Annotated in this window: 9 protein-coding genes; 4 read left to right on the top strand and 5 right to left on the bottom strand. The window is 74.3% G+C overall.

Annotated features, from left to right (window positions below):
- Positions 1-97: 97 nt before the first annotated feature.
- From ACFYX3_RS41140 to ACFYX3_RS41130, 3 genes are all read right to left on the bottom strand, one after another.
- A complete protein-coding gene (locus tag ACFYX3_RS41140) occupies positions 98-751 on the bottom strand; it encodes a pyridoxal 5'-phosphate synthase (protein WP_389025159.1) in 654 nt (217 codons plus the stop codon).
- On the bottom strand, positions 748-1992 hold the full coding sequence (locus ACFYX3_RS41135) for an FAD-dependent monooxygenase (protein ID WP_389025157.1): 1245 nt from the start codon (positions 1990-1992) through the stop codon (positions 748-750). The genes ACFYX3_RS41140 and ACFYX3_RS41135 overlap by 4 nt, the downstream gene beginning before the upstream one ends.
- A gap of 111 nt (positions 1993-2103) precedes the next feature.
- Positions 2104-3267, bottom strand: coding sequence for an acetyl-CoA acetyltransferase (locus tag ACFYX3_RS41130; RefSeq protein WP_389025155.1), 1164 nt, complete (start codon positions 3265-3267; stop codon positions 2104-2106).
- Positions 3268-3373: 106 nt separating this feature from the next.
- On the opposite strand from ACFYX3_RS41130, the gene ACFYX3_RS41125 reads away from it, so the two are divergent.
- A complete protein-coding gene (locus ACFYX3_RS41125) occupies positions 3374-4684 on the top strand; it encodes an acyl-CoA dehydrogenase family protein (RefSeq protein WP_389025153.1) in 1311 nt (436 codons plus the stop codon).
- Entirely contained in the window at positions 4685-5155 is a 471-nt protein-coding gene (locus tag ACFYX3_RS41120) for a nitroreductase family deazaflavin-dependent oxidoreductase (RefSeq protein ID WP_382660006.1), read from the top strand.
- Between the two features lie 110 nt (positions 5156-5265).
- Here ACFYX3_RS41120 and ACFYX3_RS41115 read toward each other — a convergent pair whose 3' ends face one another.
- Complete coding sequence (locus ACFYX3_RS41115; RefSeq protein ID WP_041129739.1) at positions 5266-5913, bottom strand: TetR family transcriptional regulator; 648 nt, start codon at positions 5911-5913, stop codon at positions 5266-5268.
- Positions 5914-6231: 318 nt separating this feature from the next.
- Here ACFYX3_RS41115 and ACFYX3_RS41110 point away from each other — a divergent pair, with 318 nt between their 5' ends.
- Both ACFYX3_RS41110 and ACFYX3_RS41105 read left to right on the top strand, forming a co-directional pair.
- Positions 6232-7017, top strand: a complete 786-nt coding sequence (locus ACFYX3_RS41110) for a VOC family protein (RefSeq protein WP_389025149.1) — start codon at positions 6232-6234, stop codon at positions 7015-7017.
- Positions 7018-7156: 139 nt separating this feature from the next.
- On the top strand, positions 7157-9586 hold the full coding sequence (locus ACFYX3_RS41105; RefSeq protein WP_389025147.1) for a PQQ-binding-like beta-propeller repeat protein: 2430 nt from the start codon (positions 7157-7159) through the stop codon (positions 9584-9586).
- A gap of 4 nt (positions 9587-9590) precedes the next feature.
- Here ACFYX3_RS41105 and ACFYX3_RS41100 read toward each other — a convergent pair whose 3' ends face one another.
- Positions 9591-10199: a hypothetical protein gene (locus ACFYX3_RS41100; RefSeq protein ID WP_389025145.1), complete on the bottom strand. Its 609-nt coding sequence runs from the start codon at positions 10197-10199 to the stop codon at positions 9591-9593.
- Between the last annotated feature and the right edge of the window lie 94 nt (positions 10200-10293).

The raw sequence follows: 10293 nt of genomic DNA, 5'->3' as shown, positions 1-10293 counted from the left end.
CAGACCTACCTCGACCAGCATCAGATCCCCCGGTCCAAGTCCTGGCGGACCCTCGGAACCTGACCTCGCTCATCAAGATCACCGACAGAGTCAAGTCTTAGGGCCAGAGGAGTTCGCGGGTCCAGCCGCCCGCGGTGCGCCGGTAGCGGAGGCGGACGTGGCGGCGGCGGGCGTCGCCCTGGAAGAACTCGACCTCGGCCGGCTCGACCACGTACAGGGTCCAGGTCGGGGCGGGGGCGTCCGGTTCGTCCTCGGCCCGGCGCCAGGCGGCGGCGCTCGCCTCGGCGAGGGTCCCGGGGGAGTCGAGGACCTCGCTCTGCCGGCCGACGAGCGCCGAGGCGAGGGCGCCGGTGGTGCGGGCGTGGAGGTCCTCGTACGCCTCCTCGGGGGTGCCGGTGGTGACGTGGCCCCGGATGCGGACCTGGCGGCCCTGGACCGGCCAGTAGAAGCCGAGGGCGGCCTCGGGGCGGGCGGCGAGCTGGCGGCCCTTGGCGCTGGTGGCGTGCGAGGCGAAGTGCCAGCCGCGGTCGTCGGCGTCGTGCAGCATCACCGTGCGGACGTCGGGCCTGCCGTCCTCGTCCACGGTGGCCAGGGAGAGGGTGTGCGGCTCGGTCTGGCCGGCCGCGGCCACCGCCGTGAACCAGTCGTGGAAGAGGGGGAGCGGCTCGGGCGGGGCGCTCGCCGGGTCGAAGGAGGGGAGTTCGGTGTCCCAGACCCTGAGCGAGTGGAGGGCGTGGTGGAAGTCGGTCATGCCGCCACCGTAGGCCGTGCGGTGGTGTCGTAGTCCTCGATCGCGACGGCGTTCGCCGTGGCCTGGATCTCGTCGCGGATCTTCTTCGCGATGAGGTTCTTCCAGGGGGTCTTCGGCAGCGTCCGGACCATGAGCATGCGCAGGGCGATCTTCCATTTCCGGTCGACGACCATCTCCTTGACGAAGCGCTCGGCCATCCGCTGGTTGCGCTCCACGCCGGGCCGCATCCGCTCCTCGTAGCGGGCGAAGGCGACGGTGTGGTCGCCGCCCGCCCGGGCGAGTTCGCCCGCCAGGATGTACGCGCCGGTGAGGGCGAGGCCCGTGCCCTGGCCGGAGGCGGGGGAGGTGCAGTGGGCGGCGTCGCCGAGCAGCACGACCCGGCCGGTGGACCAGTGGTCCATCTCCACGAGGGCGATGGAGTCGAGGTAGAAGTCGTCGGCCTCGGCGGCGTGTCCGAGCAGGCGCGGGATCTCCCAGCCGTCGCCCTCGAAGGTGCGGGCGAGGAAGCGCTTCTGGGCGGCGGTGTCGCGGTGGTCGGGCTGCTCCTGGGCGGAGGAGAAGACGAAGAGGTTCTTGGCGTCGGTCTCGCCGGCGGAGCTGTAGACGCAGGTCAGCTTCCCGGGGAGCGCGTGGTAGGTCTCCCAGCGGTCCAGGCCCAGGTGGTTGGGGGCCGTGAAGATGGAGATGTACGCGTCGAGGTGGCGCTTGTACCGCTCCTCCGGGCCGAAGGCGAGCCTCCGGGTGTTCGAGTGGAGGCCGTCGGCGCCGACGACCAGGTCGAAGCGGCGGACGGTGCCGCTCTCGAAGGTGACGGTGACGCCGTCGGCGTCCTCGGCGAGGGCGGCGATCGAGTCGCCGAAGACGTACTCGACGTCCTCGCGGGTCCGGTCGTACAGGATGCGGGCGAGCTCGCCGCGCATGATCTCGTCGTCCTCCTCGACGCGGCCGCCGAAGATGTCGGCGGGCAGTTCGCCGATGGTGCGGCCGGCGTCGTCGACGTACGAACCGCCGCGCATGTCGGTGGAGTTGGCGCGGATCTCGTCGAGGACGCCCATCCGGCGGCAGACCTCGATGGCGGTGCCGCGGATGTCCACCTTGTAGCCGCCGGTGCGCAGTTCGGGGGCGCGCTCGACGACGGTCGGGACGAAGCCGTAGCGGTGCAGCCAGAGGGCGAGGGCGGGGCCGGCGATCGAGGCGCCGGAGATCAGGACGGTCTTGGCGGTCTTCGTGGTGCTGGTCATGGCAGGACTCCTTGTCGTGTGTCTGCGGGCCGTTCCCCTGCCCGCAGACATGACTATACGGATGTCCTACACGATTGTCTATGACGCTTGTATAGATCCTTCGGGGCGTGGTCAGCCGCGGCCGAGCACCACCGTCCCCGAGGAGCAGAACCAGCCCCCCGTCCCCGAGGCCACCGCCAGCTCCGGCAGCGAGCCGTCCGGGCGCCGCACCTGCAACCCCGGTGCCTCGCCGCGCAGTTGGCGTACCGCCTCCACGAGCAGGAACAGGCCCCGCATCCCCGGGTGGCAGGCCGAGAGGCCGCCGCCGTCCGTGTTCACCGGCAGCCGGTCCTTCTCCTGGACGAACGCGCCGCCCTCGCCCTTCGCGCAGAAGCCCAGGTCCTCCAGGGTCACCAGGGTCATGTAGGTGAAGGCGTCGTAGATCTCGGCGACCTCGACGTCGGCCGGCCGGACGCCCGCCCGCTCGAAGGCCAGCCGGCCGCTGACGGCCGCCGGGGAGACCGTGAAGTCCTCCCACTCGGACATCGTGGTGTGCGAGACGTGCTCGCCCGTGCCGAGCACCCAGACCGGGGCCTTGTGGCAGTCCTTCACGTACTCCTCGGCCACGAGCAGCACCGCGCAGCCGCCGTCGCTGCGGATGCAGCAGTGCAGCTTGGTGAACGGGTCCGCGATCATCGGCCCGTCCAGGACGTCGTCGACGGTGATCGGCTCGCGGAACATCGCCTCCGGGTTGAGCGCCGCGTTCGCCCGCGCCCGCACGGCCACCTCCGCGAGCTGCTCCAGGGTCGTGCCGTACTCGTGCATGTGACGGCGGGCGGCCATCGCGTACTTGGCGATCAGGGTGTGCCCGTACGGCACCTCGAACTGGAGCGGGCCGCGTGAGCCGAACGAGAGGTTCGAGGTGCGGCGCCGGGCCCGGATGTCGGCGCGGGCCGTGGAGCCGTACACGAGCAGGACCGCGTTCGCGCGGCCCGCGGCGATCGCGTCGGCGGCGTGCGCGGCCATGACCTCCCAGGTGGCGCCGCCGACGGCGGTCGAGTCCACCCAGCGGGGGCGCAGGCCCAGGTATTCGGCGACCTCGACCGGGGCGAGCGTGCCGAGGCCCGCCGAGGCGAGGCCGTCGATCAGCGAGCGGTCGAGGCCGCTGTCCGCGAGGGCGCGGCGGGCGGCCTGGGCGTGCAGGGCGTAGGGGGTGGCCTCGTCGACCCGGCCGCAGTCGGAGAGGGAGACGCCGACGACGGCGACGCGGCGGGAGCTGCGTGTGGTGGTGGGCATGAATCTGACGGTACATCAGATTCCTTGAATCGGGACCGGCGTCTATCTGGGCAACCGGGCCCGCACCGCCCTAGCATGACGGACCGTCAGATACGGAGGGAGCTCCATGGACGCCGATTCCGCTGCGCTCGACGCCCCGAGGGCGGAACCGCCCGCCGCGACGGAGGCGCGACCGCTCGCCGCCCCGGCCGCAGGCCGAGCGGACCCGTGCGCCACCCCACCCGCGGCACCGTTCGCCGGCGCGCCCGCGCCGGCCGCGGACCCGCCGGCCGGCCGGGCGGACCCACCCGCCCCCGGCGGCTCCGGCGGGTCCGCCTCCGCGCTCGCCCAGGAGCAGCGGGAGCTCCGGCACGCCCTGCGGGGGCTGCTCGCCGAGCGGGTCGGGCCGGACGGGAGCCGGGCGGCCGCCGCCGGCCCCGACGGGTACGACGCCGAACTCTGGGCCCACCTCGCCGGCACCCTCGGCCTCGCCGGGCTGGCCATCCCCGAGGAGTACGGAGGCACCGGCCGCGGCCCCGCCGACCTCGCCCTCGTCTGCGAGGAGGCCGGCCGCGCCCTCGCCCCCTCCCCGCTCCTCGCCACCACGGTCCTCGCCGCCCCGCTGCTCGCCGCCCTCGGCACCCCCGCCCAGCGCGCCGCCCACCTCCCGCGCGTCGCCGCCGGCGCACTCACCTGCGCCCTCGCCGTCCCCGCCGGCCTCTCCCACGCCCTCGGCCTCACCGGCGACAACACCGACGGGAACTGGTCGGGCGACGGCCGCGCGGGCGGCATCCAGGCCGCCCGCGCGGCGGACGGCGGCTGGCGCCTCTACGGCGAGGCCGCCCAGGTCATCGACGGACACGGCGCCGGACTGCTCCTCGTCGCCGCCCACACCGGCGGCTTCGCCCGCAGCCGTACGCTCCTCTTCCTCGTCCCCGCGGACGCCCCCGGCCTCGTACGGACCCGGCAGCCCGCCCTCGACCCCACCCGACCCCTGGCGACCGTCCAGTTCCGGGACACCGGGGCCGAACTCCTCGGCGAGGAACCGGCCGACGTCCTCGGCGCCCTCGCCGCCACCGGCCGCACCGCCGCCGTCATGCTGGCCGCCGAGGCCGTCGGCGCCGCCGCGGCCGCCCTCGACCGCGCGGCCGGGCGCCTCGGCTCCCGCGAAGGCTCCCGGCACCGCCTCGCCGACCTCCACGTCCAGGTAGGGGTGGCCCGCTCCCTGGCGTACTGCGCGGCCCGCGAGCCCGACGGCGGACCGCTCGCCCTCGCCCACGCCCTGGAGGCGCTGCGCGCCACCGCGGGCGAGTGCCTCCAGCTCGACGACCTCTGCTTCAAGAGGGCGGCCTCCGACGAGCTGCTCTTCGGGCCCGCCCGGCGGCTGCGCGCACGGGCCGCGGAACGGACCGGACTCTTCGGAGAGGAGGCGGCGTAGATGCCCGTCGGACGGAAGCTCGTGCAGAAGGTGTCCTCGACCCGGACCTTCGCCAAGGTCGCCCCGCACCTCATCCCGGCCATGGACCGGGCCGTGCACCGGTTGACCAAGGGAAAGGTGCTGCTCAGCGCGCGGATGCTGCCCGGCGTGATCCTCACCGCCCGGGGCGCGAAGAGCGGGCAGCCGCGGGTCACCCCGCTCGCCTGCATGCCCGAGGGGGACGGCCGCTGGCTCCTCGTCGGCTCCAACTTCGGCCGGCCCGGCCACCCGGCCTGGACGGCGAACCTGCTCGCCCATCCGGACGTCGAGGTCAACTGGCGGGGCGAGGACGTACCCGTACGGGCGGAACTGCTCGCGGGCGAGGAACGGGCGGCGGCCTGGAAGGCGGCCCTAGAGTTCTGGCCGCCGTACGCCACGTACCAGGCACGGATCGAGCGCGAGATCCGGCTCTTCCGGCTCACCCGCCGGTAGGGGTGCTCCCGGGCCCGACACGGCGACGCCGACGGCGGTCCCGCCCCCGTTTCCCGGGGAGCGGGCCGCCGCCGGCGTGGTCGACAGGACGGGTGAAGGAGAGGGTGGCGCTATCTGGTCGGCTTCTTGCCGGTGATCCCCAGGTGCACCAACAGCGCGAGGTTCGGCTTGAGTTCGGCCTGCTTCACGCCCCAGGTCTGGAAGCCCTTCTGGTGGCCGGCGACCGAGGCCAGCATCGCCACCAGGGAGCCGGCCATCGCGGCGGGGCTGACGTCCTTGTCGACCTTGCCCTTGGCCTGGAGCTCCTTCACCGCGTCCGTCAGGGAGTTGGTGACCGAGTTCAGGATCTTCATGCGGATCTTGTAGAACCGCTTGTCGCCCTCGGCGGCACCGAGGTCCACGACCCGCAGGATCGCGTCGTGCTTGCGCCAGAAGTCCAGGAAGCCCTCGACGAGTTCCTCCGAGGTCTGCCAGCCGGCCTTGCCGACCCAGGAGCGGCCGGAGACCAGCTCGGTCAGCGCGGCGCCCTCCTTGGCCATTTCCTCCGCGATCTCGAGGACCGCTCCCTCGACGTCCGGGAAGTACTGATAGAACGTCGCGGGTGAAGTACCCGCCTTCCGGGCCACATCGATGACCTTGACGTCCCGGTAGGGCGAGGAGCTGAGCATCTCACCGAGGCAGTCGAGCAGCTTCTGCCGCGTCGCCTGGCCGCGTCGTCCGGCCACGCGGCCGTCGACGGTGCGTACTTGTCCTGTCATGCCGTCAGCTTACCGAGGGGGCTTCGGCGCGCGATTCGGCCGAGTGCAAATGGGGTGCACCCCGTTCTCCGAGGTCGGCACGCGTGTCCCCGACGGAGGGGAGGGGCGGGTTCCGGCCACCTCGGCGCCGGACCCGGGACGCCCGTACCCGGGGTCCCCGGACCGCCGTACCCGGAGGTACCCGGATCGGCTTATGAACAGTCTGTGGACAACTTCGGTGGACAACCCAGGCGCCCCAAGGGCTCCGGCCCGATGAATCGGCATTTTGTTCCCATGTCGGGGCGTGCGGGGCGGCCCCCGCCGTCCTAGCGTGTTGACATGGCCGTACGCATTGAGGGCACCCCCTGCTGGGTGGACGCACAGCTCCCCGACCTGGAAGCGGGCAAGCGCTTCTACGGCGAGCTCTTCGGCTGGACCTTCGACCCCGACCGCGACGAGGCCCTCCTCGACGGCCGCCGGGTCGCCGGGCTCGTGCCCAAGCGCGACGGGCGCATGCCCACCACCTGGACCCTCTACCTCGCCACCGAGGACGCCGGCACCCTCGCCGCCCGGATCAAGGCCGCCGGCGGGCAGATGGTCATGGAGCCCTACCCCGTCGGCCCCTTCGGCGTCTACGCGCTCGCCGCCGACCCCGGCGGCGCGGTCTTCGGCATCCGCCAGGAGGGCGACCCCGACGGCTTCGAGGTCACGAACGAGCCGGGCGCCTTCTGCTGGATGGAGGTCTACACCCGCCTTCCCGACGCCGTCGACACCTTCTACGCCACCGTCTTCGGCTACCTCGGCCGCCAGGCCGACGCCGAGGAGGAGGGCAGGGACGCCGGCTTCGACTACCGCGTCTGGTCCCCGCCCGGCTCCCGCCCCGGCGACGACAGCGCCTTCGGCGGACGGGCCGTCATCAGCGAGGACTTCCCCGCCGAGATGCCCGGCCACGTCCTCGTGCACTTCGCCGTCGCCGACTGCGACGAGGCCTGCGAGACCACCGTCCGGCTCGGCGGCCGGGTCGCGACCCCGGCCTTCGACACCCCGCACGGCCGCATCGCCGTCCTCCACGACAACCAGGGCGCCCGCTTCGCCGTCCTCGCGGAACCCGCCGCCGGAAGCTGACCCGTCGCCGCCGATCCGCCACCGATATGAGGTATGACACCCCGATCCGCCCCCGGGTTCGCAACCAGGCCCTCGGACAGGAAGAATCAGTGGCCACGGGGCCGTACCCTCATGGCCCGTACGGGGAGGTGGCAGGCAAGTGGAACAGCTGACGCAGCACGACCCGAGACGCATCGGGCCCTTCGAGGTGCTGGGCCGGCTCGGCGCGGGCGGAATGGGCCTGGTCTATCTCGCGCGCTCGGCCTCGGGCCGGCGCGTGGCGATCAAGACCGTGCGCACGGAGCTCGCGGAGGACCAGCTGTTCCGGGTCCGCTTCACCCGGGAGGTGGAGGCCGCCCGGGCGGTCTCCGGCTTCTACACGGCCGCCGTCGTGGACGCCGATCCGCGCGCCGCCGTGCCCTGGCTGGCCACCGCCTATGTGCCGGCGCCCTCCCTCGAAGAGATAGTGAACGAGTGCGGGCCGCTCCCGGCCCAGGCCGTCCGCTGGCTCGCCGCGGGCGTCGCCGAGGCCCTGCAGTCCATCCACGGCGCGGGCCTGGTCCACCGCGACCTCAAGCCCTCCAACGTCCTCGTCGTCGAGGACGGCCCCCGGGTGATCGACTTCGGCATCGCGTCGGGCGTCTCCAACACGCGCCTGACCATGACCAACGTCGCCGTCGGCACCCCCGCCTACATGTCGCCCGAGCAGGCCCGCGACTCGCGCAGCGTCACCGGCGCCAGCGACGTCTTCTCGCTGGGCTCGATGCTGGTCTTCGCCGCCACCGGGCACGCGCCCTTCCACGGCGCCAACCCCGTCGAGACCGTGTTCATGCTGCTGCGGGAGGGCCCGGACCTGGAGGGCCTGCCGGACGAGCTGCGGCCCCTCATCGACTCCTGCATGCAGATGGACGTCAGCCGCCGGCCCACCCCGGCCGACCTCCAGGCGCAGCTCGCCCCGCACCTCTTCGGCCCCGGCAGCGACGACAGCGGCACGGCCTCCGCGTGGCTGCCGCTGAGCGCCACCGCCATGATCGAGCGGCGCCGCGGCGGCGGCCGTCAGGTGCCGGGACCGACGCCGCCCCCGCCGCCGGCGGACCCGCCGGGCCCCCGCCAGGACCCCCGCTTCCCGGAGCACACGCCGGAGCGCGCGCCGGAGCACGCGCCCCCCGGTGGCCGCCACGCGGGCCACCCCGAGAGCGCGGGCGGCCCCGTGCGCCTCGGCGGCGCGACCGTGCCGATCGGCCCCGGCCCCCGGGTCGCCGACACCCGCGCGGCGATCGCCGTCGGCCGGGGCGCCGACGCGGGCCCCGCGACCGGCTGGATCCGCCCGCCCGGCGGCGGCCCGCACGGCGCCGAGCCCGGTACGGCACCGGGGCCCGGGTCCCAGCACGTCCCGGCCCAGGGGAACGGCCAGGCGGCCGCCGCCCCGCAGCCCCCGCCGGAGCCCGGCCACTGGCGGCCCTGGCGCTTCCGGATGTCGAACGACGTCTGGGGCACCCCGGTCGTCGACGGCGACCTGCTGTACGTGACCTCCTTCGAGGTGCACGCCCTGGACACGGGCAGCGGCCGGCGCCAGTTCAAGACCCGGGACGTGGCCTGGTCGATGGCCGTCGCCTCGGGCCGCATCCACGCCTCCGACGGACCCACCCTGTACGCCCTCGACGCCGCCGACGGCAGCGAGCGCTGGCGGCTGCCCACGGACGCCTGGGTGTACTCGCTGAAGGTCGACCGGGGCACGGTCGTCACCGGTACCCGCGGCGGCGGCGTGCAGGCCTGGGAGGCCTCCAACGGCGCCAAGCTGTGGGAGCTGACCGGCGCGCAGACCGACTTCGAGACCCCGGAGGCGGGGCCCGCCGTGCACGGCGACACCGTGTACGTCTGGCGGGACGCCCGGCTCCAGGCCCTCGACGCCCGCACGGGCGTGGAGCGCTGGTCGTACCCGATCGGCGACGCCGCCTCCTGCGCCAACGTGCCGGTCCGGGTGTCCCCGGCCGAGGACGGCTGCGTGTACGTCTCCGCCGGGACCCGGGTCCTGTCGATCGACATCGCCGCCGGGCACGTCCGCTGGCACTTCGAGGCGCCGGCCGTGTTCCTCTCCCCGCCCGCGTTCGCGCCGGGACCGGCCGTCACGGGCGGCGGGGTGTACCTCTCGGACCACCTCGGCACCGTGTACGCGCTGGACGCGACCACCGGGCAGGACCGCTGGCGGATCGCGACCGAGCCGCGCCAGTCCACCGAGCCGGTGCTCGTCGCCGACGGGAACGTGCACGTCGGCAGCGGCAGCGCGCTCTACACGCTCGACGCGGTCACCGGCACCCCCCGGTGGCGGTTCGCCGCCGGCGGCGAGCTGGTCGGCTCTCCGGTCGTCGCCGACGGCCGGGTGCACTTCGGCTCGGCCGACCACGTCCTGTACACCCTGGACGCGACCGGCGGCCAGCTCCGCTGGAAGCTCGCGACCGGCGGCGAGATCACCGGCTCGCCGGTGGCGAAGGGCGGGGTCGTGTACGCGTGCAGCAAGGACCGCTGCGTGTACGCGCTCGACGCGGTCAAGGGCACGGCGACGGGACGGGGCGCGGCGGCGCGGGCCTGACGTCCTAGGTCCGGTCCGGACCCTGCGAGCGTTCGGGGCCGTCCTCCAGGGGCGGCTCCGGCGGGCTCGGGTAGGTGAGCGTCCGGTCCGTCCCGGAAGGCCCCGGCGCGCTCGGGTACGTGAGCGTCCGGTCGGTCGCCTCCGTCCCGGCAGGCTCCGCGGGCCGCGGGGGCCTGCGCGGCCGGTCCACCCGGTGGGTGTGGCTCCGGCCCGACATCACGAGCGCGCCGACGAGCAGCAGGACCCCGCCGCCGAAGGCGAACGCGAGCCCGTCGCCGAGCCCCGTACCGTCGGCGTCGATCGTGAGGCTGCCCTCCGCCTCGCCGACCCGCACCATCCACAGGATGGTGAAGCCGAGGACGACGATCCCGGCGAAGGCGACGAGCAGGCGGGAGCGGAGCACGACGCCGACGACGGTCACGAGGGCCGCGAAGGCGAGGGGCAGCAGGATCGAGCCCGCGATGTCGGCCTTGACGTCGGTGATGCCGGTGAACAGGTCACCGATGGCGTAGTCGCGACCGTGACGGCCGTCGTACCAGGCACGGAAGGGGCTCCAGACGGCGGCCGTCGCTCCGGCGAGAGCCAGGACGGAGCCGGCGATGTTGCGGATCATCGGTGCGGCCTCCTCGGCGGTCCGGCCCTCGTTCCCGACGCTACGCCGGGTGTGGGGGCCCCGCCACGTGGCACGGCCCCGCCATTAGGGTGGC

The organism is Streptomyces sp. NPDC002463 (genome assembly GCF_042889835.1).
Taxonomy (GTDB): Bacteria; Actinomycetota; Actinomycetes; order Streptomycetales; family Streptomycetaceae; genus Streptomyces; species Streptomyces nymphaeiformis.
Note: the sequence above shows the minus strand (reverse complement) of the source record. Positions and strands in the feature narration are given on the sequence as shown.

Bases quoted from the DNA above. Each gene is read 5' to 3' on its own strand.
- ACFYX3_RS41140 (WP_389025159.1), bottom strand. From the start codon at position 751: ATGACCGACTTCCACCACGCCCTCCACTCGCTCAGGGTCTGGGACACC.
- ACFYX3_RS41135 (WP_389025157.1), bottom strand. From the start codon at position 1,992: ATGACCAGCACCACGAAGACCGCCAAGACCGTCCTGATCTCCGGCGCC.
- ACFYX3_RS41130 (WP_389025155.1), bottom strand. From the start codon at position 3,267: ATGCCCACCACCACACGCAGCTCCCGCCGCGTCGCCGTCGTCGGCGTC.
- ACFYX3_RS41125 (WP_389025153.1), top strand. From the start codon at position 3,374: ATGGACGCCGATTCCGCTGCGCTCGACGCCCCGAGGGCGGAACCGCCC.
- ACFYX3_RS41120 (WP_382660006.1), top strand. From the start codon at position 4,685: ATGCCCGTCGGACGGAAGCTCGTGCAGAAGGTGTCCTCGACCCGGACC.
- ACFYX3_RS41115 (WP_041129739.1), bottom strand. From the start codon at position 5,913: ATGACAGGACAAGTACGCACCGTCGACGGCCGCGTGGCCGGACGACGC.
- ACFYX3_RS41110 (WP_389025149.1), top strand. From the start codon at position 6,232: ATGGCCGTACGCATTGAGGGCACCCCCTGCTGGGTGGACGCACAGCTC.
- ACFYX3_RS41100 (WP_389025145.1), bottom strand. From the start codon at position 10,199: ATGATCCGCAACATCGCCGGCTCCGTCCTGGCTCTCGCCGGAGCGACG.